We start from the raw sequence: 21,924 nt of genomic DNA, 5'->3' as shown, positions 1-21,924 counted from the left end.
CCAGTCACGTCACTGGTTTGCGTGCAGCGATCCACAGCCTGAGGGCTTCATTTCCGATGTCCTTCTTCTGTTTTCGGGTCAACCCTGTTTGATCGGCAAGTTGGCGGATCTCGTCGACAAGTTCAGGGGCAACGGGCCATGGAAGGTTTTGCGGGTTGCCCGGCTGCGCTCTCGTTGGTGTTGCGAGCAGGTCCTCGCGTGGGAACATCGTCACCAGCGACAGCATTCGCTCGGCCTGAATTTCGAGCCGTTTCCCTGCTCCGAACCAGGTGAGCAGACTGTTATCTGCGCTGGCATCGACGACGCCGTTCTTGTGGACGACATCATTCCGGATGTTGCGGATGTCGCCGAACAATTGGTGGCTGATGTCGAAACGCGTCCATGGCTCGCCGTCGGCGTCAGCACCATGGGCGTTCGCCAGTCGCAGTCGATATTGCTCCTCCCATACCGCGTACATGTACGTGAACCACTGGCTGTACAGCATCCGCTGAACTTGCGGATCTTTGTCGAAGCTGGAAAACCCCTTCCCGAAAAGGAAGGTCGTCATGCCCGCGTCGGTGGCCTCATGTACATCTCGCATATGCACCCGCCCAGGGCCACCGTCGCGAACTAGTCGGAATGTCGCAATGTCCAGATAATCGCCCTTGTTTCCGCCCTCCCACTCGAACAACTTTTGAGTGATGGTCCCTTGGCCGGTCAACGTCACCGCGAGTGAGAGCAAATAATCGCGTTCGAGTTCGTCCACCACGTCGGATGGCTTCTCGTCGTTCACTTTTACGCCCTCCACGGCATCAATCGACGCGTCGATCACAGGTACTGCGCGCGTTAGATCCTGAGCGACTTGCATCGTTGTCCACGGCTGAGGACTGTCGAGAAAGCTGCGGACCTCGTCGACGGCGCTGGACAACGCAGATGCCAGCTCTGGGCCCAGAGTCGCAGTTTCAGTCGCAGTTTCAGAATCGAACTTCCGCACGAGCCTTCCGGGAGGCACCTGCCACAGCGACTTCTGGGTACTAGGGGTGAAGGTATTCGGCCGTACGGCCTGACAAGTCTGATGGCGCAATGCGTCGAGAACGAACCGGGTTTCACGCAGCATTTCTAGCCACTTACGTTTCTCGACTTGCGTGATCGCCATTTGACGAAGTAATCGAAAGACCGCAGTACCGGGCGCTGTCAACACGCTCCAATACGTCAGCCAAATGGCCGGTGACAGTCACGCATGCACTTCCTCGTCGCCTGCGACAGCGGCCGGTCCGCTGGTCCTGCAGAAGTCCAGATGGTCGACACGCGGAGTCATCACTCGTCGCACTTCTCAATCGACGAGCGGAACTTCTCGTCACCGGGCTCCTCATCGACGTCCACGCGTGTGAGGAGGCCGACCTGCAGGCTCTCGAGAAGCCAGTCATTGAAGTTGAATTCGCCGAGCCGCCAGTTCTCGGCTGGCTCGTCGGCGGCTTCTGCCTCGATCTCGCGCTGCAGCTCGGAGCGGGTCACCACCTGGTCACCGCGCAGGAACGTCTCTTCATCGCTCATGGCGTTACCTCGTGTTCTCGCTGGTGAATGCCTAGGTGGCCGTGAGTGGATGGCGATGAGCCTCAGGGCCGCGGACCCGATCGGGCGCACATGAAATCGGAGCTTCCATCGTCGTCATCCGGGGCATCGACCACCGTCAGCTGGGGCCGATCTTCCGAGTAGTCCCACCCTGGATCTGCTGACCGGCTCCACTCGGTGATCTCTTCTTCAGCCTCTGGCCTCAAGACGTAATCCTCGTCAAGACAGTCGTAGGGTCCCTCGGGATCGGGCATGTACTTGCCTCTGCCGCTCATGAAGGCACATCAGCGCGCATTGACTCATCCTCGATGCAGATGATGGAGCCCATCGACAGTTCTTCGCCCAGCCATGCGTCGAAGTCGAACTTGCCACCGACGAAGTTCTCGGCGGGGACACCGGTGGCGTCGTCGAGCATCTCCTGCTCCAGCTCTTCGCGGGTGTAGACGTTGCCCCCCATGTCGCGGTACTTCTCTTTGCTCATATCAGCACCGCCGGTTCACAGTGGACGTCCTGGGGCATCACCGCGTGCGGGTTCACCACTCGTCGTACATATCAACCGGCGGTCGCCACTTGTCGTCACCGGGCTGGTGGTCGGCATAGGCGTCTTGCAGCCACTGCTCGTACGGACCCACGTCCACGGCGTCCTGCGGTTCGTTGGTCACATCATCTGCCGCTGATTTGTCACGCTTGGGCAGCATCTGGCGTCCACTTCTTGGCCGTGTTGTAGATCGTCGCCCGGCTGACGCCGTATTCATCCCGCAAGGCAGAGGCGGACTCGCCGTTCCTCAGTCGGCGAGCCACAGCAGCAGCCTCATCGGCGCCGAGAGACGGCTTGCGGCCCTTGTAGACGCCCTTGGACTTGGCGACGGCGATGCCCTCCCGCTGCCGCTCGCGGATCATCGACCGCTCAAACTCGGCGACGGCGCCCATGATCGACAACATAAGCACCGAACACGGGTCGGCGTCGTCACGCGTGAACGTCAGACCCTCCTTGACGAACCGCACCGCGACGCCCCGACCGGTCAGGTCATCCACCATCTGCCGCAGGTCGACGAGCGATCGGGCGAGGCGGTCCATCGAGTGGACGACGAGTGTGTCGCCCTCGCGGACAAACCGGAGGCATTCCTGCAACTGCGGGCGGCTGGTGTTCTTGCCGGAGGCTTTGTCCTCGAACCGCTTGTCGAGGGTCAGGCCGTCGAGTTGCCTTTCTGTGTTCTGGTCGACGGTGGAGACCCTCACGTAGCCGACGGTCTGCCCTTTGCCCACTCGCACCCCCGGTGTCTATTTAAGGTCTAAGATCTATTTTAGTCTACTGTCGATCAATTCGCAATAGACCCTATTTAGGCGGAGGATGCAGGCGAGCCGACTGTCTCAGATGGCTAGACCCGTGATAGACAGCGGCCCGAACGCTACGGGCATGGCCACTCGGCGAGTAGGCGCGGAGGCTGCCTCAAAAGTTCGCTTGTGGTCGCGGGGCGAACCGCGCTAGACCTGTACCCTTGATGGGGTTATCAGTGTGCCATTGCCGGAGTTGTCGATGTAGAGACCCTGGTATTGGTACGGCGCCTGAGGATCGCCGTAGTCGGCATAGTCGAACGGAATGATCCCAGTATTGAAATCGGAGCCCGAAACGACTATTGGTCCGTCATTGCTGCCCGTTGTGTAGGAGTAGATGGGGGCACCGCCAGTAGTGGAGACCGTGATGGTGTAACCCGCGGGCACCTGCGAACCGACACTGAGCCCCGGAACAAGCGACGACGCAATCGTTCCGACATTGCCGCCCGAATCGAAAATCGCTTCGATATTCGGTGTAAAGCCAATAACCCGGCCCGGTTTCGTGACCGCCACCTCCACCGGTGTAGTTGGGGCAGACTCCGCGCCGGTGACTGATCCGAGGCCAAAATCCTGCGACGTGCCGAAAGCGATGTAGTTGGACGATGCGGTCGTGCCGACTGCAATGAGTTCACCAGCGCCGAGATGACCTGGTAGCGCCGCCGTCACAATAGGACCTGGCCCGACTGCATTAGGTCCGATACCCATAATGCCGTCCGCGCCCGGGAATTGAGCGGACAGGGTCGTGTAATTCCTGAGGTGAACGGGGTTAAAGCCAGTGAAAATATATGGAATGAAATTAAAGAAGAAGTATTGTAGACCGCCCAATAAACCTGGGGAAGGAGCCATCGTCCAGACCTTGGTAGCAGCGACTACGTCGGTATTCCCGGTGGTAACCTGCCCCGGCCACTGGGAATTCCCGGTCGGCGCACCTCCGACAGTGACCGTCGTCGGTACCGTGTAGCCGCTGTAATATATTTGACTTCCGTTCTTCCCGGCATATGAATAGCCGCTCACTTGGAGGTTCGGATCTGCCTCACTCGCTCGTAGAAGCGCCGACGGAACGTACTTCGCATCCACAACCAGCCCGGCAGAGCCCGTGTCGACGATCACTGGTATCGACTGGCCACCGCCTGCGGAGATGTTGAGCTCTGGCTGGCCACCGCTTGGATCTGGCTTACCATTCTCGTACATCTGTAACGGCAGGAACACAGGAGCAGTTGTCGAGCCGCCGCTCCCCGTGTCGCCACTGGACGTACTGACGCCAGTTCTATAGATGTACAGTGCGTTGTTCGTGGTGTTCCCGGAGTTTGTAATTGCGTATAGATTAGAGCCGTCGGGGCTAAGGCCGATGAACGGTGTCGGTTGCGCGAAGTCGATGGGTGATGTCGTCTTCGTTGCGAGATTCACCTGCCAGACTGTATTCGGATTTGAATCCCAAAACCCAGGATAGTAAAGGTATGTTCCGGTCGGATCAGCAATAAGTTGGCCAATCCCGTTGCCAACCTTCGAGATACTGCCTGCGATGGTGCCCGAAGTGGTATCGATACTGTCTATATATATGCCTGAGTTCAGTCCGTCTTCCACGTAGACCGTTTTTCCATCGGGGCTGATCGCGCTCGGACCAGCAAACCCGTTCAGCTGAATCGTATCGGTAATAGCACCGGATGACAGATTGACCACTGAAACCACTGAATTGAAGTGACCATTTGAGGATTGGACGACATATGCTGTATTGCTGTCCGTCGGTGACGCGAGAATGTCGTACCCCCAGCCCCCAGACGGAAGGGTGACAGTCGAACTCACTACACGTGTTGATGTATTCACGACCGTCAGCGTGGGCAAATTAGTGTTACCCTGCGCGACGAGTAGTTTCGTGCCGTCCGTCGACACAGCGATAGTTGTGTAAGAACCGGCGTTGACGGGAAGCGTTCCGCTGTTGGGGAACGTCGCGGTCAGTGGGCTCACCGCGTAAGTGCCCGTATCAATGACGGAAATTGGACCGCCCGCGGAGTCGGCGACATATACTTCTTTGCCGTTGGGGTTAGCGTATAGCCCATAACGCCCGCTACCCGTCAGCGGTATAGTGGCGACCTGCGTGTTCGAGACGGTACTGATTACAGCAACATTATTCGCCGCTGTGGCGATATAAATCTCTTTTGATGCGGGGCTGGACACCGCATTTCCAGGCGCAGCCGACAGGTGAATGGTTGTCACCACGGTTTGTTTGGACGGATCGATCACATCCACCGAACTGGCGGTCGGCACGTACACGTAATTGCCGACCGGCACGATAGAACCGGCCGCGTAATTGTCGAGAGGCACAGACGCGGGCGCATTGGTTGTGCTTGCCGTGCTCGTCGCGGCTGTCGGCGTAACATCCAGTGCCGTCGTGTTCACCCGTGTGGGCGAAGATTGCGATCCAGTCGCGGCGGCCGACTGTGGTATGACTGTCGATCCAATCAGTGCGACGGTGGCGACAACTCCGGGTGCGGGGCTAGTCGGACTAGACGGAATAGACGGACTACCCGCTGTAGCCGATGCCGCGCTCGTACTTGGTGTCGTCACGCTCGGCTGTGACACTGTCGCGGTTGCTGGCGCCACTGCGGCTACTTTTGCTGGCGACTGTACTACTGCCTGCGATACTGCAGTGGCGGGCGTTGGTGATGTTTCGGATTTTGGTGCCACGACGGGTGCAGGAGAAATTGCGGGCGCGACTGCAGTGGCTGGCTTTGGTGTTTGGACAGTCTTTGGTGCGGCTGTTGTATCTTTAGTCGCCGTGCCCTTCGGAGTCGTTGCCAGCGATTTTGGTTTCGGCGTCTTCAGGTTCTCCGCTGTCGTGCCCTTCGGTGTGGTTGGCGTTGGTGCTTGGGTGCTCGAATCCGCTACTGCAGGGCCTTCTGTCCTAGTTGACGTCTTCTTCGGTGTGGTCGCCGGAGACGGTGACGCAGTCGCGCCCTTTGTTCCATCAGTGGTATCTGCATAGGCCACGGCGGTGCCACCCGCCACGGCAGCGCCTATGCCGAGAGTGATCGCGCCAGCACCGAGCCAGAGATACGGTTGCCGAGGTGACTTCTGGGCACGGTGGCGACCCGTGGACTGACGGGAAGTGCGCACGGAACGGTTGGCAGCCACAGGTTCCCCAATATTTCGTGTTGTCTGCCAGGCCGGTAGCTAACACCTGACAGTTCGCTAGACGTGACGGTCAGCACAATACAAGCTATGAGTGATCTATGCGAGAGAAATGTGTCGTCCGAACGGATTAATCCGTACGCCATCGCCATGACTGACAGTGAATCCGCAGCACTATTGCAGCTCTCTGTCAAGGTTGCTGAATGTCAGGCTCGCCGCTTTCCCTGCGAATTAGCTGAGAGGCAGACAAGGCCGTCTAACGGCACGTAAGGTCATCCCGACCGAATTTACCGGGCGCTCTCCGCGACAAGAGCAGCCGTTGCGGCGGGCAACTGCTCAGCGGCCCAGGGGAAAATCGCTCCCATTTTCCCCGTCCGGCGCAGGCCGTACGGCTCGTTCGACAAGATGGTCTCACCCGACTGGTCGTCGGCGTAGTCGTAGCTGATATGTAGGCATCGTTTGTCAATAGGCAGGTGAAAGCCGCCCCAGTGGTGTTCTGGGGCGGCTTTCGTTTGATCGGTGTCAGCCGGTTCGTGGCGGTCGTTGGTCAACGACGGTTGGTGTCAGACTGATATGCGCGGGTTGGGTACCGCAAGACGATGGTTCGGCGCGAACGGTGGCTGCTCTCTAGGGACGGGCGTCACATCAGCATTCGCGTGAATGTTGGTGTTGCTCATAGCTACAACGCAGATCTCGGGTTCGCCTACCTCGCCGTGGCCGGTGCCGACACCGATCAAGTCATCGGGGCCGGTTCACTGCAGGGTCGCCAGTGACCAGCACCAGCCGGCCAGCTGGCGAGCGACCGCGACGTTGGCGACCACATGCGGCTTTTTGCGTTCGTTGAACCGGCACCATTGTTGGTGCAGGCGCCGGTTGCCGGCATGCCCACGCGCTTTGAGCGCCGGATCGACCTTGGCCCAGCGGGTCCGCATCGCAGGACCGGGATTGCGGTAGTCGGTCCGGTGATGCCACGCCGCTTCGATCAACAATCGACGTACGTGGGCGTTGCCGGCCTTGGTGATCGACCCCTGCACCCGAGAGGCCCCCGAGGAGTATTCGGTGGGGACCAGGCCGACGTAAGCGCCGATCGAGGCGCCGGTGAACCGGGTCCAATCGCCGATCTCCACGGTCAGCGCCAGCCCGGTCAGCGCTGAAATGCCGCGCAGACACCCCAGCCGATCGACCGGATCAGACCATCGCGGCGAGGCTGCGACCGTGACGATCTGTTCATCGAGACGATCCCTGGCTGCAGTCGCTGACAGGACCGCGTCGAAGTGGTGGTCGAAAGCCGCGGCGGTGTGGGAATCGTCGAATCGTTGACGCCGCAGCCAGGTTTCGTGGACTCCGGTCCAGGCGTTCCCGCCCGAGTACACCCGGCCCTGGCGCAGCAGTAGCTTCGAGAGCCGGTGCCGTACCCGCATCAGATCGGCGCGGGCGTCCTCACGGGCCCGCACCAGATCGCGGACAGCCTCCACTTCCTGTTCCGGGACGGTGACCGCGGTGATCTCGCCCAGGCGCAGCAGCCGGGTCAGATGCGCTGCATCACGGGCATCAGTTTTGACCCGATCCCCGGACGGACGGATCAACTTCGATGGCGCGGCGACCATGCAGTCGATCTGGGCAGCGGCCAGCGCACGCGCCAACCCGAACCCCGTCGGCCCCGCCTCATACGCAACTCGCACCGGTGCTCTCAGGCGATGCAGCCAATCGATGATCTCGCCGTGATCGGGGCACAACCGGGCCCGCTCAACACGCCCTGATTCTTCATCGACCGCATGCGCAACCACCGAAAGCGCATGCACATCCAACCCGACACTCGTACCGTGAAAACTCACCGGAGGCCTCCTGATCTGCAACTGTGGCTCTACCGATGCGAGTGTTCACCCGTGATCGGCAACCCACGTCCGATTGCAGCCCGAGGCCTTCGGCCTCAAGTCGCCTCCATACCGTCTAGACCGATTGATCGCAACGTCGAAATAGATGTCAGCGGATGATGGTTCGGACACGCCGATTATCTGCAAAGCGTGGAGGGATGGTCCAATTGCGTACGCCTCTCTTATCGTCGCGAGAAGGTGCGCGCCGAGAAGCTGAAGCTACGACTGCATCTTCCGCAGATCTTCCTGAGCCAAGTCAATGAAACGATCCAACGCAGCCTCGGCGTCTCGAGATCGATCTGCGGGAAGTTCATAGGCCCTCTTACGGTCGACATCCGACAATTGACCACTGAAAAACGCCAAGTAGAGCGAATCAATATTGGTCACTAACTGACCGTGGCTGAGCCAAACATTGTATGCCGCCGCTACAACATGTGGCGCGTCGAGACTGATCAATTCAACTGCGACGTAGTCGGCACGTATTTGTCGCATGTCGTCGTACACATCCAGCTGACGTTTTCTAAATTCGACGGATTTAAGGTCCTCGACACTGGAAGAAGCGAATTCGTAAGAGTACTCAGCAGTGGGTTGTCCTACCGCCATCGCGTCGGCGATCAACTTCGTGTACGCCGCCTGCTTCTGCGTCAGTAGAAATTGCACAGTCGATTGGTGCGCTGAGCCTTGTATCTGTTCTCTAGCTGCATTTTCAGTGTAACGGCCGCCCAACCAGCCACCAGCCAAAGCGCCAACAATTGCAAAAATCCCGCCGATGTAGACCAAACGATGCTGACCATGTACACGATTGGCGCGATGTCGAACCATAGTCCGCCATTTTGCTCTCCAGCGCCCAATGCGCTTCGGCAATCGCAGTGCAATTCTCCCGATGCGAATCTCGCTTGCCCAGGTGGGTTGCCGCAAGCCCAATCGGGCGACCGACCTCCGACACTTCTGCGCCATCGATGGAAGTCTTGCACACGGAAACATACCTTCGTGGGCCGATTAGTGGGATCGGCAACGTCCTCACCGAGCACGTCACGGTCGAACCGCACCGAAGTGGGTACGGTTCACACCCATCTGGTCAACGAAGGCTTCCTGGTGCAGTAGACATTGATGGCCGACTGGACGAAGAATGCCGCCGAAGGTGCATCGAGGTTGGTCGACCCGACAACTGTTGTTACCACTTGCAAGCGGGTCTGACCTGCACCACGAACTCTCACGTTGCCCGACGCGTCGGTGACCGTAGCGGTAGCTGTTGCATCAAACCCTTGACCGACAATGAATGTCGCGCGCATGGCCGCGCCGCCACCACCGTCGGGCCACCACACGATGGAATCGTCGGCGGTATCGGCGATGGCGCTGTGAGTCTGGCCGGTCGCCGACATGTAATCCAAGCCTTGATTCGCTGCCAGAAGAGCGGCCAAAAACGCACCGGTGTGGTTCACCGCCGTCGACGGGCCAGTAGTCACCACGGCCTTCGATCCGGCTACCACCGACGACGTCCACCCGTTGAGCTTGACCACCGCGTTGCGTGCTGCCGGGTGTCGGAGGAGGAATACACCCCCGGCGCGCCAGGTATCTGCATCGTCTTGTAGTGCCACGCCCGCGTATTCGCCGACCGTCATGCTGCGCTAGACCTCACAAGTTGACACGTTGCGGACCTCAATCACCCAGGTAGGGTCAAACTCGCACACCGTCCTGAGTCCGTCGCCGGTAGCACTATCCCAATCGATTTGCGATGCGTCGTAGCCGGTGCAGGCCAGATCAATTAGCTCATGGCCTCGACCTAGCCGGTCACGCCAGTGTTTGTCCCGCTCGCGTGTGTCTGCGCGGCGATTCGTCCAGATAACCCCGCCCAGGGCAATGAACGCGACGCCGACGGTTCCCCCGGGCGATAAGACCGGTGCCCACGGGGAGAGGTCCATGAAGCTCAACTCCCCCTCGATCCATCAGCGGCGGGATTGCAGCCCGATTCCGCTTCAGCTTGCTCAGTCTCGTCCTGTTCGGGTGCAGGCGGTTCGCCGACATGCTCGGCAGCGTTCCACCACCCCTCAGCGATCTCCCGGATGCGGTCGGCAACCTCGCCCGTCAGCTGGGTCATTGTCGTGGGCTTGCGGCCAACGCCTTCCAACGAACACCCGAGCGTGAACACAGCGGTGTCCCCGACGATGTACCGATCGTGCAGGAGCTTGCGATCCGCGACGCGCACCTCAACCTTTGTATCGGGCATGGCAGTGCACACCTGCCACGCCACGAGGTCGCGCTTCTTGTCGGGCCGACGCATGAGAACGCGGGCCGTGTTGGTGTACTGAAGGAGGTCGAGGAATTGTTCGATCTTCATGTACGGGTCGACGATCATGCACTCACCGGCATCAGCGATGGCGGCGACGGCGTTACTCCAGGCGAGGGGCCCATCACCGTCGAGGACGACCACCTCCGAGCCCACCATCTGCGCCGTGTCCGCACGTAGGAGCGCACGCCCCAGATCGGTCAGTACGACGCCAGAGCCGGTCGGCGTCCCCGCGACCCACCCGAACCGCTGCGCCTGCTCAACCAGGGTCTCGTCGGCCTCACGCTCCTCAATGGTGCGCAGCCCGGGCCTGAGGAGATCGTGCAGGTTGGCGGTACGCATCTCGTCCACCATCCGCATCGTCTCGTAGGCGGTGGGGATGCCATAGGTCCTCGTTGTGACCTTCCCCGGCCTTAGACTCGGGCGCAGGACCCATTCGGTCACCTGGCGGTCAAGTCCAGGGACGTGGTGTATGACGTCGTCGTGTGATTCTTCGAGGTAGTTGGGTCAGGCGGGCAGTGCCGCGGGGGTAGCCTCCTGTTCGGTTGGGGTGTCGTTGACGGTGCGTGATTTGCTCAGAACGTCGAGGCCGAGGTAGCGCCGCGACTCGGCCCATTCGTCGTGTTGTTCGGCCAGCACTGCTCCGACGAGACGGATCAGGCCGCGCGGTCGGGGAAGATGCCCACGACGTCGGTGCGCCGGCGGATCTCCTTGTTGAGTCGTTCCTGGGGATTGTTGCTCCAGATCTGGCGCCAGATCTGCTTGGGGAACGCGGTGAACGCCAGCAGATCCGGCCGCGCCGCTTCGAGGTGATCGGCGACATTGGGCAGCTTGTCGGACAATGCGTCGATGATCCGATCATATTGAGCAGCAACGGATTCAGCGTCAGGTTGGTCGAACACCGAGTGCAGCAGGGTGCGCACCCAGGGCCACGAACTCTGGGAGTGACGGACATCAGGTTGGTCGTGTAGTGGGTTCTGCAGCGCTGCCACGCCGCTCCGGGCAGGGTGGCCCCGATGGCGGCGACCAGCCCGGCGTGGGCGTCGCTGGTGACCAGTTTGACCCCGGACAGGCCGCGGGCGGTCAACGACCGCCAGAACGTCAACCAGCCCGCCCCGTCCTCAGCGGTCGTGACATCGATTCCCAGGATCCGCGGTAGCCCTCGGCGTTGACCCCGACGGCGATCAGGGCGTGCACGTTGACCACCCGGCCGGCTTCACGCACCTTGAGCACCAGAGCGTCCGCAGCGACGAACGTATACGGGCCGGCATCGAGCGGCCGGGTCCGGAACGCCTCCACGGCGGCGTCGAGTTCCTTGGCCATCACCGACACCTGCGACTTCGACAACGACGTGATGCCCAGGGTCTCGACCAGCTTGTCCATCCGCCGCGTCGAGACACCAAGCAGGTAACACGTCGCCACCACCGTGGTCAGGGCCCGCTCGGCGCGTTTACGGCGCTCCAGCAGCCAGTCCGGGAAGTAGGATCCTTGCCGCAGCTTCGGGATCGCAAGATCCAAAGTCCCTGCACGGGTGTCGAATTGACGGTGTCGGTAGCCGTTGCGGGAATTGGTGCGCTCAGCCGAGCGTTCGCCGTAGCCGGCACCGCATAGGGCGTCGGCTTCGGCGCCCATCAGGTGTGGATGAACGTGGCCAGCAGCTCGCGCAGCACGTCGGGATGGGCAGTGGTGAGTCGTTCGGCCAGCACAGTGGGCAGATCGATATTGTGGGCAGTGGTCATCGCGTCGATTCCTTTGCTCGAGTGACTTTGGACGGTCTCTCGAAGAATCACGCGATGACCTTCAATCACTCGGCTACGACACGCCGGTACCGCTGATCAGGTCCGACTCGTACACCACCTTGATGGACGCAACCCACCTGGCTCGGCGTCGGCGAGTACCCACCATGGTTGGACGCCCGGACGTAGCTGAGAAGCCGTCGCTGGTCGTCGTTGAGGATGGCCATCAGCTCAACCCTGAAGCTTCCCGCATGACAGGAGCCTATCGGCGACAGCGTACAAACAATCCGAGGCCGGAGTGCAGCTGCAGTCGTCGCACGCCCAAATGGTCGGCGCCGTCGAAAAAGCGCGAGCCTGGATGGTTGCCGACGTTGTGGCCCTGGGGGTACAGCCAGTCTTTCTCTTCTGGCGTGAGCTTGTTCCACAGCTCATTGAACTGCTTGGGGTCGTCGGGCAGCCGTCTCATGCTCCGTCAGTGTCGGCGGACCCGGAATCGCGCACTGCGCTAGTTGCCATCTATCCCGATCTCGTGATGGACCGCATCGCGAAACTCCGCGCGTCGAGCATTGGCCTCGTCGACGGCAGCCCTCCATTCGGGCTCGCCAAGTTCAGGCCGGTCGAGGAGAGCGCGCAGATCGTAGATCTTGGCGACCCATGCCTTAGCGCAGGTCGTGATCGCGTCTGACCGAGAGATGAGCAGCACACGCTCGTACACCTCATCACGACGATGAAATGCCTCCGCTAACAGTGGCAACGCAGCGTCGAGCGCGAGGGATTGCGCGGACGAGTCGACGCCGCGGTGTCCAGCAACCCGATACAAGATCGCGACGTACCGCTTCGTCGCAGCCGCGAACTCGACGTAGGTGCCGAGGCGCTCGGTCCGCCAGAAGACGACGTCTTCGCGTTTGGACTTCCTGCTATCGCCGATCCAGGCGGTCAAGGCAACGCCAGCGGCTCCGACAACAACGCCGATCATCGGCGCGAATTCTGCCAATGTAGCCACGGCTCATAGGATCGCAGACCGCGGTCCATCGGCGACCGAATTGACGGAAGCAAGGATCAGCCTAACCGGAAACCTTCGTTCTGCACGATCCCTGACAGTCATGGCCAACGTGGAGACCGCGGACCAGTTACGTGAACCGCCATTTCTTCTTTTCGGAAAGATTGTGAAGATCGCACTTGAACGCGCCCAGCGCCACAGCCCCTGCACCAACAATGATCGGTCCTGTGACGTGGTGGGACCGCAGTGAAGATCAGGCCGCCGACCGTCATGCCAGCCGAGATACCGCAAAGTATGTTCTTGAAGAGATCGCCGTCGCTTGTTTCACCGGTGAGGAGCCGAGCCAACTCCTGGACAAGTGCCCTGCGCTGATTCCCGAGGCCGCTACTAAGGCTGCGATAACAGTCTTCTGTGAATTGCCCGAATTGCTCACCGTACACAGCATCGACATCCTCGATCACCGACGCGATGCCATCGGGTAGATCTTTCGCCGCCGCCAAAGCGGCGTCGCGCACTCGACCAATTCCCCGTTGCACCACAAAGTCTTGCAGCCAGGCGGCTCCCACGAGCGCGTGCTCAAGTTCTTGCAACATTGATGCGACTAGCGCGGCCAGCACCGCCTGATCCTGATCTGTCGCTTGTTCGATCGAGTCCGCGGTACTTGTCCATGCGTTATCGAGCAGAATCAGACGTTGGAAGCTCGAAATTGCCTGCGCGAGTGCGAGATTCTCGTTAGCCCCGAGCTGGAATCCAGTCGCAGTGGTCATGAGCCACACCGCCCTATTGGTCGTGTGCATGAGCCCCCGAGCCCCCCGAGCTCCCTGGGCGGATGCTGCTTTGATGCTAGCCGACACCGCGACGGCGTATACCCAGATCGCTGACACAACACGCCCCGAGGGCAACGCATTCTGCTCAAAGACCACAGCAATCCCGTTAGGCAACATCATCGCCGAGATACCGGTACAACGTCGCCCGGCTGACACCGAGATACTTCGCGATGTTCTCGGGGATACTTCGCGATGTGTGGGGCGTGTGGCCGTCGCCCTTCATCCCGAATGGCGGTGGCCACATCCTGAAGGTTCTGGACCTTCCGGGGCCGACCGAATTTGGTGCCGTTGGCCCGGGCGGTGACGCGCTTCAGGGCCGTGCGCTCCTTGATCAGCTCCCGCTCGTACTTGGCCAGCGCACCCAGGACGCCGATCATCATGCGCCCGGCGGCGGTCGAAGAGTCGATGCCGTCGGTGACCGACACCAGGGTGACGCCCCGGTCGGTCAGCGCCTTGACGGTTTCCAGGATGTGCAGGGTGTTCCGGCCCAGCCGGTCGAGTTTCTACACCACCACGATGTCGCCCTCACGCACGTAGGCCATCAGCTCAGCCAGGCCCGGGCGGTCATCACGGGCACCGGACATCACGTCCTGGAAGGCCTTCACCACACCGGCAGCCTCCTGACCTAGTATCGGCGAGTCGCAGATGCTGGCGGCTGCCCATAGTCGGAGCGTATGGTCCACAAGATCGTCGTAGCTCAACGGATAGAGCGCCCTTTTCGTAAAGGGGAGGTTGCGGGTTCGAGTCCCGTCGGCGGCTTGAGAAGAGGCACGTCGAGCTGCATACCCGCGCTCCGTGCCTCTTCTGTTTTGAGCCAATCGTGAGTGCCCCGGCACCGCGCAGTCGGGGCACAGGCCCCGGATGCACATGGCGATTGAAGCTGGCCACCTTGTCAGGCCCTGAAGATACCGTGAAGCTTATGGCGTCAACAGCTATTGAGCGGTGGGACAAACTCCTTGGCGAGATCGAGACCAAACGGCGATGCATCATGGTGCCTGTTGAATACATAAAGCCCGGGTATGCCCAGTTCAGACAAGCTTTTCCGATGATCGTCGATGTCCTCACCAAAGACTTCAATGACGCATGGGAATCCGACCTCCCTGTAGAAGGTTCCGACCTTTACTCCGTCATGGAGCGGGTCACCCGTGCAGCCAAGGAATTTGACTTCACCCAACCCGCAGGCCCCCAGGTAGATCGGTTTATGGGCGTCGTTATCGAGGCACGTCGCGAACTGGAGATCGGGTTGCGCACGCCGAAGGAGTTGGTCGCCGACCTTGAGAAGCTGCTCAAGACATCAGTTCTTGTGGCCCGCGTCGGTCATCAGGGAGCAATGCAGATCGTGGACAAGGAGCGTCAGGAGCGCACTCGGTCGATCAATAAGGCGACCGAACGCCCGGCACAGTTCCTGGACCTCGACAGCTTGAAGCTGGTTGAGAATCCGTCGAAAACAGCCATCAGCATGTCGGTCTTCCTGGCCATGGTTGATCCGGGCATCACAACCATCCAAGAGAGTTTCGGTCCAGGAGCTGAAGAAAATCAAGCACCGATCCTCAAGCAGTTCGCCGCACAGTGGGTGATACACATCTACACCGAGTGGGAGGAGTACTACAGGGACGCCTTGGCAGCAGCGCTTGGCTGCGATCGAGAGGCGATCCGGTCGGAATACTTCGCAGACCTCAAACGGATGCGCCAGGACTACGTCCACAAGATGCGCGGGATCGCCCGCAATTCGGCGAAGAACAAGGTGCTGAAGTGGTACCAAGACGGCGACAACATGATCCCCACCCACGCCAACTACCTGCAGCTGCTAACCGAATTTCCTGGTGACGCACTGCTGACACCGCAGCCCCTACCACCAGCGCAGCGTAAGCCGATCGCAGCCAACGCCGATCCCCAGCTGGTGCGCCAATTCGAAGAAGCCGCTGACCGTCTAGGGCTGAAGAAGGACAAAGCACTCGACCAGATGATCACCGAGTTTCTCGCCGCCCACTCCTAGCGGTGCTGTCGCCATCGTTCTTCAGGACGCCAGCCGAGAGCGCGCTGACGAGTGTCCAATCGCGAAGGCAGGAACCGCGACTCAGTCAGGTCGCGGCTCATTGAGCAGATCACGCTGGTCGACGCCGACGAATTCAGCGATCCTTTCCAGCGTCTTCAGCGTCAGGTTCCGCTCGCCGCGCTCGACCGCGCCGAAGTAGGCGCTGCGCATGCCATAAAGGCGCTGCCGCGCCGAAACGCCCGCGAACACGCTGGGTGTTCGTGCAGCATGCCCGGATGGGCAACAACGCGATTGCAATCGCAGGCCGCACCATGGGACTCGATGCTGCCTTGGCCCGGTTGGAGCACTACCCCGCTTGTACGCCCACCATCTACGACTACCCAGGTCCCGGCCACCCGACCGCAATCTCCGTCGACGAAATCCGGGGCACCCGGGCCGTCAGCTCACGAATCAGCGCCCGCGAAGGTGACTGGTTCATCTCCCAGGCTTCGACAGCGCCGTGGACTTCCACCGAATCCAGCCTCCATGAAGCCGACCCAGGAGAATCCGACGGCCTGTAGGGCTTTTACAGGCACTTCACCGCCGTAGCCCCCAAGGGTGTGGGCATGGCCAAGGTCAGTAAGGTGCTTCATCTCAAGCGGCCAGCACAGTTTCCGATCCTGGACAGTCGATTGGTCCGCACATACCGAGACGCCGCTACCCACGAGGCTAAGGCCTATGCGAACCGGGGTACCGCAAATGTACTGGGCGGCCATTCGGCACGATCTATTGAAAAGCGCCGACGCCCTGGCCAAGTTGCGGCAGCGTGTCCACGAGCACCCGCCATCGCGAGTCTGAGCGCTCCAGGCAGTCACCGACCTCCGATTGCACGACATGCTCACCTGGTAAAGGTTCAAGCCGGACTGACCACCCGGCGATGACCATGCCGCCCATGGACATGAAGACCACCAGCGGCCAGCTGTGCTGATCAGGAGCTACTAGTCCTGATTTCGATCCAACCGTGCGGCTACCTCGATCAAAGTGGTGCCGAGGGCCTCTGCAACATGCTTCAGTTCGACCACGTCGAGACGGCGCTCGCCAATCTCGTACTTGCTGACGAATGACTGCGGAACCTCGCCGCTCGGCGACGTCAACTTGAGTTAGTCCGGCCTCTCGGCGCAGCTCACGCAGCAGCGTGCACAGCTGCTGGTACTGCTCCGAGTAGATGGACTTCTCCACCCAGCCAGCGCACCTTGCCACCAGCAATATCCCAATTTAGGATATTGCTCTCGTGGTTTGCTGCGCGTTCGAGGAAGAGGTGCGGACACCGACGATCTCGCAGTTTCACACCAGGCTTCGGGCAGACGGCGTGGATCAACCGTGATTGCTACTGCCCGCGAGGAAGGCCGAACTGTGGACTGCCTGAAGTCGCCCAGCCCGAACCATCTGAAGGACCTGAAGGAGAAGTCATGGTCATGAATGCCCGAACCCGGAGACGGCAGTTCGTTGTGTGCGCTGTCAGCCTCGCGGTCGCCTGGGTGGGCTCGACGACGGTGGGGTTGACCGGCGTCGCGACCGGTGACTCCGATCAGTCCTACGACATCGGCTACTACGACGCGATAGGCCGACCCCTGGGGCCAGGGAAAACGTCGAAGTGGAGAACCTGGGCTACGCGTACCACCTCGTGGACAACGGGATGGAGCCCACTCAAGCGTGCATTCAGAATTGGCAGGCCGAACGCGTATACACGAATAGCCTTGTCCTGCATCCAGGACCTGTGCCGCACAATCAGGACAATTACTTGGCCGGTTGCCAACGAGGATTGGCCTCGCTGGGGAAATGGTGGGTCGGATCCTCCATCGTTCCTGGCAGATGAGGTGGTGAGAAAGGTCAGGAAAGCAGTGCAAGTACCGCTGGCACTCCGGTCAGGTGGCAGCGGTCCGGCTGACGCTGGCACTCCGGTCAGGATGGCCAGCGGAACCGCTAAATTTGGACATCGAGTCGGCGCTTTTCGACCTGGGAGTCGAGGCGCTTTCTACAGCGTCGGCGGCGTGCTGATTGCGGAGTGCCTCGAGGTCGGACCACCCCCCTAACCAGTCAAGCCGCCGGGGTCGTTCGGATCCATCGGATCGTTGAGCGAGTCCGGCGCGAATGCGGCCCAATTGATCACATCATTTGCAGGGTCGCTGGGGTTAGGAACCATCGAAAACCGGGTCGCTGTCGGGCTCGGCCCTGCGAACTCGGTGACCGGGTCCACCGGCGAGGTGCACGAAGGGACCACGGTGCGGCCATCGGTAGTAGTTGGGACAGGCGTCGGTGGCGCAGTGGGTGATTGGCCGAACAGCCTCGCGGGCAGGGCGTAGCGCCCGCGAGGCTTGTCCCTGTCGGCGTCGCGCTCCAGAGCCTCCTGAACGGTGTTGGCCCATTGCCGGTGCCTGATTATCGGTTTCATTTACTTGCCCTTATTGCTTTCCTGTTCGGCAATCCATTGGGCCACAGATGAACTCGTGTAACAGATTTTCCGGCCAACAGAGAAATGAGGGGGCCACGACTGGCCGCTCATCCTCTTACGGCGCTCTGTCGACGGGGACACCCCCAGGAAATTCGCCAGCTCCCGGCTTCCGACAATTGCTGCATTCACCTTGGCCTCCTTCGGTTCTCACCTTTATGGTTCCGAACGAGGCTGGCTGACCGTGTGTGCACCTCGGTGACAGACACTGCTCGGCAGCGGCTGCTCCCGTGGGATTTCATATCAGTTGGTTACACCACTGCTACGTCTAGCGGCCCGGCGGTCAATGCATTTGGGCTGGTCACGGTGTTGGGGAGTAGCGTGAGCGCTCACAACTCGGGCTCTTCATTTTTCACTTGGTCGTCGACCGGAGGTGAATTCGAAACCTTGTCAGCCATGCGCGAGGCGTGCGACTCATGCCAGTCGACTGTGGGCTGTGGTTGGCCGATCCAACCTCTCTCAGCGCTCATGATGCAGTCGACCGCGCGGGGTGTGCAGATGCGCAAACTTGCGCGCGACCTTCTCCGGGCTGGGCGCAGCTTCGAGGGCCTTGTTCAGACGCCGGTGGCGTCCGATGTCCTCGGGGTCGGCTGTTGCGGGCCAAAACCCAAGCTCTAGTGACAACTGCCTGAGCAATTTCATGTCCAGGGCCATAGTTCCTCCTCGCCACATCAGTAACTCTTGCTTACACCTTGGAAGATGGCCTGCCCACGATTGAGTAAAGGGTGAGCCGGAACAACGCCCACAATCCTCACGGAGGGCCAGCGATGACACCCACGACCAGGACGGCCGTCGAGATCGATGCACGCCACCGCAGAAGCGCCATCCGCTTCTTCTGGACCTGGCTGATCCTCACGACCTGCGTCTCCCTGGCAGGCAACACGACCCACGCCTGGCTCACTGCACCGCACGACAACCGGTGGCTTGCTGTGTGGGTCGCGGCGGTCGCGCCCGCCCTCGCCGTCGGTGCATTCGTTCTGTCGTTCATCGCGCTACGCGACCTCGCGGTAATCGCGGGCATTCAACCGCGCCTCGCCCTCGTCCTGCCGCTCGTCATCGACCTGGCGATCGGCGTTGCCACGCTGGCGCTCGTCGCGGTTGGCGATAAACCAGCAGGTCGGGTACCTACCGCAACTCGCAGCGCGACCGTGACCCCAGCTCCGCACCGCGACACCACCAAGGCGACTCCCGCGACTGCGGCAACGCGGGTGCGCGACGACGCGGCTCCGCCCAAGGCTCAGAGCGCAACGTCAATCGCGGACAGCTCAATCCGCGAACTCGCGGTTCAGCTCGTCGCACAGAAGGCGACTCGGAAGCCGGTGGATACCGTCACGGAGGTTCTTGCCGCCCACGGGCAGGGCCACCCACTGAATCGGATTGCCAAACAGGTCGGCATTCACCACAGCGTCGCGTCGCGGATCATTGATGCGGCCGCAGAGCACCGGCAGCTCGCCGCCGTCGCGTGACGATTCCCTAGACGGCCTCGGCTTCGCCGCCGCGCGGGCCCCAGAGGGCGCGGTCGTCGCGACAAGCCGGGGTGGGCGCGGTGTCACCGGGTGCGTTGGTAGCTCCAGATCGCATGGTCGAGCGCGGTCGCTGGCATGTCCAGCTCATCGGCCACAGCTGTCAGCAGTTTGACGCAGAACGACGGGGTGATCGTCTTGAGCGGAACACCCAATGCGTGGGCAACGAACCTCATGATCATCCGGTCGGGCTTGATGCCTGGTATGCCTGCCAGCATCTGGACGTAGTGCCATGTGACCCCAGGGCCTTGCCCCGGAACCTTGAGCCACTCCTGTTTCACCCGCGCGAGCTGGTCGGGGTCTTTGGCGGCCGTCCGCAGGTCCTGGACGGTGATGATGTCGACGTTGATCATTGCTCTGGCTTCGTTTTCGATCGCGTAGGCCTTCAGCGGAGCGCCCTTGGCTGTGGACGTTCTGTTGCCGTTGCCGATGCGCTTCGCCCAAGCCTCATGACCGTTCAGCTGATCGAAGGTAGCGGCGAGGTCAGCGGCGCTGTCCTTGTTCGGGTCACCGCCACGTTCGCGGCGGTAGGCGCGATAGTTGCTGATCACATTCTCGACAGTCGGGTACCTGACCATCGTCGACTGCACCGAGTCCACGATGCACAGCGCCAAACTGTCCGGGTAACCCTCCGGGGCCTTCGACTCCCGAAACGACTCACACCGGCTTGCCACCAGCCGGACATGCTCAGCGAACTCCGCCATGCCCGAAAGAATCGCACAATGGTCCGACAAGCAAGGGCGATACCAGCTCATCGATGGCTGCGGCGGGTCAGCTCAGCACAGGTGTGATTACACGCTGCCGGTCCGAATTCGCACAGTCAATTGTCGGATATGGCCGAGCAACTCACGGCTCCTGCACATCTCCACTCGAATCTTGCGTCCGGCGTACATGACGACGGTGTGGTCTCGATCGAACTCCTGCCCGAGATCGACCAGCGACGCGTCGGTGAAGATGAGGCATAGGTATATGGCGATTTGGCGAACGAGGGCGGTGTCCCGCGTCTTGATCGGACTGCGCAGAACCTCCACTGTGGTGGCGAAATAGTCGCCTACGACGGCGGCGATGGTGGGCGGAGTGACCGCCATCTGCCTCCCGTTGGCGGACAGGTCAGACAACACAGACTCCGCGAGACCGACGTCAATGGGAATCCCGCCGAGTATCGAACGTGCGTGGATCAGATCCAGCGCTCCGCCGAGCAATCGAACAGTCTCAAGATCGCTCTCAGCGAGGAGACGGAGGACTTCATTGGGAACGTCGATCAGATCCATGCGTGCTTTCCGCTCGACCTCGAGGAAGCGCTGGTGGTGCATTGCCAATTCCTACCTGAGGACTCCGACAGAGAATCCTGGCTTGGCGTGGGCAAGCCGTGCGTTCGGTCGGGCAAAGCCCTCCCTCACCGGCCCAGTCCTGCACCCTGCGGGCGCAGGCGTGATTGCAGCCCTTGCACGGCAAGAGGCAGCCCCTGCCGGGAGTGCCCGTGGGAGCGCGGGCTTCAGCCAGCCAACGAGTGCGCGCGCCGCCCGGCCGCACGAATCTCCAGTTGCCGATCACGGATGCGCGCGTATCTGTCCGGCAGGGCAGCAAGCTCGGCGTCGGTCATCCGCTCAGACTCGCTCGGTGGTGGCACCGGTGGCGGGGCGGGCTGCGCCTCGGGCGTTGAGCAGGTCAACCACTTGTTCGTGCAAGCGGCGATACTCGCGGCGCAGGTCAAATGCAAACTGGTAGCGGCTGTCATCAATGTAGGACTCCAGCGACCGCAGGTGGGCGATGACAGTCATGATGTCTCCGAACTCGTAGCGGTCGTGCTCCAGCATGATTCTGAAGGTCTTGCGGAAGCTCGCACGCCTCCAGTGGTCAGCGGGCTGAGATTGGAACTCGCAGAACGCGCGGGTCAATTCCTCGGCCTGGTCGTTGACGTTGGCGGTCAAAGGCAGGCTGTCACTGTTCATCGGCTGCTCCTGAAAGCAATGTTTGGAGAGGAACGATGGTTCCCAGCCGAGCTGGCCGCGATATCGGCAAGGCTGGGCGGCAGGCGGCATGGTGGAAAATATGGCTGCCTACGGGAAGGGGTAAACCCCGTCCAACTGCACCCAGTCCTATATAGGACTGGACTGGGTGTGCAAGCTCCGTCCAGGACTGGGTTTGGACGGGCTTGGACGGGGTTATCACCTGCAG

23 protein-coding genes, 1 tRNA gene and 3 pseudogenes are annotated in these 21,924 nt (G+C 61.1%); 6 read left to right on the top strand and 21 right to left on the bottom strand.

Going from position 1 to position 21,924, the window contains the following annotated elements; translation table 11 throughout:
- Window positions 1-4 precede the first annotated feature (4 nt).
- From G6N59_RS23805 to G6N59_RS23780, 6 genes are all read right to left on the bottom strand, one after another.
- The gene (locus G6N59_RS23805; protein WP_138231933.1) at window positions 5-1,135 is read right to left on the bottom strand and encodes a hypothetical protein; all 1,131 of its coding nucleotides are present in this window, start codon (window positions 1,133-1,135) and stop codon (window positions 5-7) included.
- Between the two features lie 161 nt (window positions 1,136-1,296).
- Window positions 1,297-1,533, bottom strand: a complete 237-nt coding sequence (locus G6N59_RS23800; protein ID WP_138231934.1) for a hypothetical protein — start codon at window positions 1,531-1,533, stop codon at window positions 1,297-1,299.
- Between the two features lie 289 nt (window positions 1,534-1,822).
- Window positions 1,823-2,032 (bottom strand): hypothetical protein, encoded by a 210-nt coding sequence (locus G6N59_RS23795; protein WP_138231936.1) that lies wholly within the window; start codon window positions 2,030-2,032, stop codon window positions 1,823-1,825.
- Window positions 2,033-2,084: 52 nt separating this feature from the next.
- Window positions 2,085-2,249 (bottom strand): hypothetical protein, encoded by a 165-nt coding sequence (locus G6N59_RS23790; protein ID WP_163911667.1) that lies wholly within the window; start codon window positions 2,247-2,249, stop codon window positions 2,085-2,087.
- Entirely contained in the window at window positions 2,233-2,790 is a 558-nt protein-coding gene (locus G6N59_RS23785) for a recombinase family protein (RefSeq protein ID WP_407665780.1), read from the bottom strand. Before G6N59_RS23785 ends, G6N59_RS23790 begins: the two co-directional genes overlap by 17 nt.
- Window positions 2,791-3,036: 246 nt before the next feature.
- Window positions 3,037-5,283, bottom strand: a complete 2,247-nt coding sequence (locus G6N59_RS23780; protein ID WP_138231937.1) for a hypothetical protein — start codon at window positions 5,281-5,283, stop codon at window positions 3,037-3,039.
- Here G6N59_RS23780 and G6N59_RS23775 point away from each other — a divergent pair.
- Window positions 5,276-5,869: a hypothetical protein gene (locus tag G6N59_RS23775; RefSeq protein ID WP_163911664.1), complete on the top strand. Its 594-nt coding sequence runs from the start codon at window positions 5,276-5,278 to the stop codon at window positions 5,867-5,869. The two genes, G6N59_RS23780 and G6N59_RS23775, sit on opposite strands and share 8 nt — an antisense overlap.
- 433 nt (window positions 5,870-6,302) lie before the next feature.
- On the opposite strand, the gene G6N59_RS23770 is transcribed toward G6N59_RS23775, so the two are convergent.
- From G6N59_RS23770 to G6N59_RS23725, 10 genes and pseudogenes are all read right to left on the bottom strand, one after another.
- Window positions 6,303-6,566, bottom strand: a complete 264-nt coding sequence (locus G6N59_RS23770; RefSeq protein WP_138231938.1) for a hypothetical protein — start codon at window positions 6,564-6,566, stop codon at window positions 6,303-6,305.
- Window positions 6,567-6,767: 201 nt separating this feature from the next.
- A complete protein-coding gene (locus G6N59_RS23765; RefSeq protein WP_170212436.1) occupies window positions 6,768-7,850 on the bottom strand; it encodes an IS110 family RNA-guided transposase in 1,083 nt (360 codons plus the stop codon).
- A 258-nt stretch (window positions 7,851-8,108) separates the two neighbouring features.
- A complete protein-coding gene (locus tag G6N59_RS23760; RefSeq protein ID WP_138231940.1) occupies window positions 8,109-8,711 on the bottom strand; it encodes a hypothetical protein in 603 nt (200 codons plus the stop codon).
- 242 nt (window positions 8,712-8,953) lie between these two features.
- The gene (locus tag G6N59_RS23755) at window positions 8,954-9,511 is read right to left on the bottom strand and encodes a hypothetical protein (RefSeq protein ID WP_138231941.1); all 558 of its coding nucleotides are present in this window, start codon (window positions 9,509-9,511) and stop codon (window positions 8,954-8,956) included.
- Between the two features lie 305 nt (window positions 9,512-9,816).
- The gene (locus tag G6N59_RS23750; protein ID WP_163911661.1) at window positions 9,817-10,518 is read right to left on the bottom strand and encodes a hypothetical protein; all 702 of its coding nucleotides are present in this window, start codon (window positions 10,516-10,518) and stop codon (window positions 9,817-9,819) included.
- A 165-nt stretch (window positions 10,519-10,683) separates the two neighbouring features.
- Window positions 10,684-11,915 (bottom strand): annotated as a pseudogene (locus tag G6N59_RS23745) (IS256 family transposase).
- 259 nt (window positions 11,916-12,174) lie between these two features.
- A complete protein-coding gene (locus G6N59_RS23740; RefSeq protein WP_138229285.1) occupies window positions 12,175-12,378 on the bottom strand; it encodes a hypothetical protein in 204 nt (67 codons plus the stop codon).
- A gap of 39 nt (window positions 12,379-12,417) precedes the next feature.
- Window positions 12,418-12,888 carry a hypothetical protein gene (locus G6N59_RS23735; RefSeq protein ID WP_138229284.1) on the bottom strand — a complete coding sequence of 157 codons (471 nt, stop codon included), beginning with the start codon at window positions 12,886-12,888 and terminating at the stop codon, window positions 12,418-12,420.
- A gap of 125 nt (window positions 12,889-13,013) precedes the next feature.
- On the bottom strand, window positions 13,014-13,679 hold the full coding sequence (locus tag G6N59_RS23730) for a hypothetical protein (protein ID WP_163911658.1): 666 nt from the start codon (window positions 13,677-13,679) through the stop codon (window positions 13,014-13,016).
- Window positions 13,680-13,855: 176 nt separating this feature from the next.
- A pseudogene (locus G6N59_RS23725) lies at window positions 13,856-14,323 on the bottom strand (recombinase family protein).
- Between the two features lie 102 nt (window positions 14,324-14,425).
- Between G6N59_RS23725 and G6N59_RS23720 the strand changes: the two are divergent.
- Both G6N59_RS23720 and G6N59_RS23715 read left to right on the top strand, forming a co-directional pair.
- Window positions 14,426-14,495 (top strand) — tRNA-Thr (locus G6N59_RS23720).
- A 163-nt stretch (window positions 14,496-14,658) separates the two neighbouring features.
- The gene (locus tag G6N59_RS23715) at window positions 14,659-15,735 is read left to right on the top strand and encodes a hypothetical protein (RefSeq protein ID WP_138229282.1); all 1,077 of its coding nucleotides are present in this window, start codon (window positions 14,659-14,661) and stop codon (window positions 15,733-15,735) included.
- A gap of 81 nt (window positions 15,736-15,816) precedes the next feature.
- Here G6N59_RS23715 and G6N59_RS23710 read toward each other — a convergent pair whose 3' ends face one another.
- On the bottom strand, window positions 15,817-15,984 hold the full coding sequence (locus G6N59_RS23710) for a helix-turn-helix domain-containing protein (protein ID WP_234884113.1): 168 nt from the start codon (window positions 15,982-15,984) through the stop codon (window positions 15,817-15,819).
- A gap of 26 nt (window positions 15,985-16,010) precedes the next feature.
- Here G6N59_RS23710 and G6N59_RS23705 point away from each other — a divergent pair, with 26 nt between their 5' ends.
- Window positions 16,011-16,295 carry a hypothetical protein gene (locus G6N59_RS23705; RefSeq protein WP_138229281.1) on the top strand — a complete coding sequence of 95 codons (285 nt, stop codon included), beginning with the start codon at window positions 16,011-16,013 and terminating at the stop codon, window positions 16,293-16,295.
- A 30-nt stretch (window positions 16,296-16,325) separates the two neighbouring features.
- Window positions 16,326-16,655, top strand: a pseudogene (locus tag G6N59_RS31945) (hypothetical protein); the annotation flags it as partial.
- A 2,027-nt stretch (window positions 16,656-18,682) separates the two neighbouring features.
- On the opposite strand, the gene G6N59_RS23700 reads toward G6N59_RS31945, so the two are convergent.
- Window positions 18,683-18,877, bottom strand: a complete 195-nt coding sequence (locus G6N59_RS23700) for a hypothetical protein (RefSeq protein ID WP_138229278.1) — start codon at window positions 18,875-18,877, stop codon at window positions 18,683-18,685.
- Window positions 18,878-18,990: 113 nt separating this feature from the next.
- Between G6N59_RS23700 and G6N59_RS23695 the strand changes: the two genes are divergently transcribed.
- Entirely contained in the window at window positions 18,991-19,689 is a 699-nt protein-coding gene (locus G6N59_RS23695; RefSeq protein ID WP_138229277.1) for a DUF2637 domain-containing protein, read from the top strand.
- 83 nt (window positions 19,690-19,772) lie between these two features.
- On the opposite strand, the gene G6N59_RS23690 is transcribed toward G6N59_RS23695, so the two are convergent.
- The 3 genes from G6N59_RS23690 to G6N59_RS23680 form a co-directional block, all read right to left on the bottom strand.
- The gene (locus G6N59_RS23690) at window positions 19,773-20,450 is read right to left on the bottom strand and encodes a DUF8548 family protein (RefSeq protein ID WP_138229276.1); all 678 of its coding nucleotides are present in this window, start codon (window positions 20,448-20,450) and stop codon (window positions 19,773-19,775) included.
- Window positions 20,451-20,537: 87 nt separating this feature from the next.
- Window positions 20,538-21,017 carry a helix-turn-helix domain-containing protein gene (locus tag G6N59_RS23685; RefSeq protein ID WP_220099682.1) on the bottom strand — a complete coding sequence of 160 codons (480 nt, stop codon included), beginning with the start codon at window positions 21,015-21,017 and terminating at the stop codon, window positions 20,538-20,540.
- Between the two features lie 336 nt (window positions 21,018-21,353).
- A complete protein-coding gene (locus G6N59_RS23680) occupies window positions 21,354-21,788 on the bottom strand; it encodes a hypothetical protein (RefSeq protein ID WP_163911655.1) in 435 nt (144 codons plus the stop codon).
- Window positions 21,789-21,924 lie beyond the last annotated feature (136 nt).

Source organism: Mycolicibacterium aubagnense, assembly GCF_010730955.1.
Classification (GTDB): domain Bacteria; phylum Actinomycetota; class Actinomycetes; order Mycobacteriales; family Mycobacteriaceae; genus Mycobacterium; species Mycobacterium aubagnense.
This window is presented reverse-complemented; position numbering and strand designations above follow the sequence as displayed.

What these genes read in the sequence shown, in the direction of transcription:
- G6N59_RS23805 (WP_138231933.1), bottom strand. Translation starts at nt 1,135, where the DNA reads ATGGCGATCACGCAAGTCGAGAAACGTAAGTGGCTAGAAATGCTGCGT.
- G6N59_RS23800 (WP_138231934.1), bottom strand. Translation starts at nt 1,533, where the DNA reads ATGAGCGATGAAGAGACGTTCCTGCGCGGTGACCAGGTGGTGACCCGC.
- G6N59_RS23795 (WP_138231936.1), bottom strand. Translation starts at nt 2,032, where the DNA reads ATGAGCAAAGAGAAGTACCGCGACATGGGGGGCAACGTCTACACCCGC.
- G6N59_RS23790 (WP_163911667.1), bottom strand. Translation starts at nt 2,249, where the DNA reads ATGCTGCCCAAGCGTGACAAATCAGCGGCAGATGATGTGACCAACGAA.
- G6N59_RS23760 (WP_138231940.1), bottom strand. Translation starts at nt 8,711, where the DNA reads ATGGTTCGACATCGCGCCAATCGTGTACATGGTCAGCATCGTTTGGTC.
- G6N59_RS23755 (WP_138231941.1), bottom strand. Translation starts at nt 9,511, where the DNA reads ATGACGGTCGGCGAATACGCGGGCGTGGCACTACAAGACGATGCAGAT.
- G6N59_RS23750 (WP_163911661.1), bottom strand. Translation starts at nt 10,518, where the DNA reads ATGCGTACCGCCAACCTGCACGATCTCCTCAGGCCCGGGCTGCGCACC.
- G6N59_RS23740 (WP_138229285.1), bottom strand. Translation starts at nt 12,378, where the DNA reads ATGAGACGGCTGCCCGACGACCCCAAGCAGTTCAATGAGCTGTGGAAC.
- G6N59_RS23735 (WP_138229284.1), bottom strand. Translation starts at nt 12,888, where the DNA reads ATGATCGGCGTTGTTGTCGGAGCCGCTGGCGTTGCCTTGACCGCCTGG.
- G6N59_RS23730 (WP_163911658.1), bottom strand. Translation starts at nt 13,679, where the DNA reads ATGACCACTGCGACTGGATTCCAGCTCGGGGCTAACGAGAATCTCGCA.
- G6N59_RS23715 (WP_138229282.1), top strand. Translation starts at nt 14,659, where the DNA reads ATGGCGTCAACAGCTATTGAGCGGTGGGACAAACTCCTTGGCGAGATC.
- G6N59_RS23705 (WP_138229281.1), top strand. Translation starts at nt 16,011, where the DNA reads ATGGGCAACAACGCGATTGCAATCGCAGGCCGCACCATGGGACTCGAT.
- G6N59_RS23700 (WP_138229278.1), bottom strand. Translation starts at nt 18,877, where the DNA reads ATGGCCCTGGACATGAAATTGCTCAGGCAGTTGTCACTAGAGCTTGGG.
- G6N59_RS23695 (WP_138229277.1), top strand. Translation starts at nt 18,991, where the DNA reads ATGACACCCACGACCAGGACGGCCGTCGAGATCGATGCACGCCACCGC.
- G6N59_RS23690 (WP_138229276.1), bottom strand. Translation starts at nt 20,450, where the DNA reads ATGGCGGAGTTCGCTGAGCATGTCCGGCTGGTGGCAAGCCGGTGTGAG.
- G6N59_RS23685 (WP_220099682.1), bottom strand. Translation starts at nt 21,017, where the DNA reads ATGGATCTGATCGACGTTCCCAATGAAGTCCTCCGTCTCCTCGCTGAG.
- G6N59_RS23680 (WP_163911655.1), bottom strand. Translation starts at nt 21,788, where the DNA reads ATGCCGCCTGCCGCCCAGCCTTGCCGATATCGCGGCCAGCTCGGCTGG.